General features: G+C 42.1%; 1 protein-coding gene. It reads right to left on the bottom strand.

The window, feature by feature from the left end; genetic code table 11:
- Positions 1-560: gag-polypeptide of LTR copia-type domain-containing protein (locus HLA95_RS27790; protein ID WP_255592585.1), on the bottom strand; the 560-nt coding region annotated here is incomplete at its 3' end.
- Positions 561-580: the final 20 nt, after the last annotated feature.

Here is a 580-nt window from a genome sequence, read left to right as displayed (position 1 = left end):
TTCCTCTTCCAATGACCTGTCTTGCCGCAGTGGAAACACTTTCCTTTAGAGTCTTTAGGCTCATTTTCTTTCTTCTTTACTCCTCCTTTAGGTTTCAGATTAGACTTCTTCTTCTTCTTACCCTTGCCCTTAGACTTGGATCTAGAAGTCGAAGCCCCATCCATTACCAAAGCATTTCCCTTGGAGTCCTTTTTCAAGGTCTCCTCAGCAGTCACCAACATATTCATCAAATCGGTCAGTGAGACTTTATCATTCACATCAGACATGTGAAAATTCATGATGAACTGTTTGTAACTCGCAGGAAGTGAGTGAAGCAGAATATCAGTCCCCATTTCAGAAGAGATATCCACACCTAGATCATGAAGGGCATGGATATTCCGGATCATCTTTAGACAATGCTCGTTCACAGATGTTCCTTCCACCATCTTACAAGCAAATAGCTCACCAACAGTGTTGTACCTTACAACCCTGTTCTGTGACTCATAAAGCTCCTTAAGATGGGTGATGATTGCATGCGAAGTATCTATGACCTCATGTTGCCTTTGGAGCTCATTGGTCATAGATGCCATGATATAACATC

Origin of the sequence: Geminicoccus harenae, assembly GCF_019800005.1 — a bacterium.
Taxonomy (GTDB): domain Bacteria; phylum Pseudomonadota; class Alphaproteobacteria; order Geminicoccales; family Geminicoccaceae; genus Geminicoccus; species Geminicoccus harenae.
Note: the sequence above shows the minus strand (reverse complement) of the source record. Positions and strands in the feature narration are given on the sequence as shown.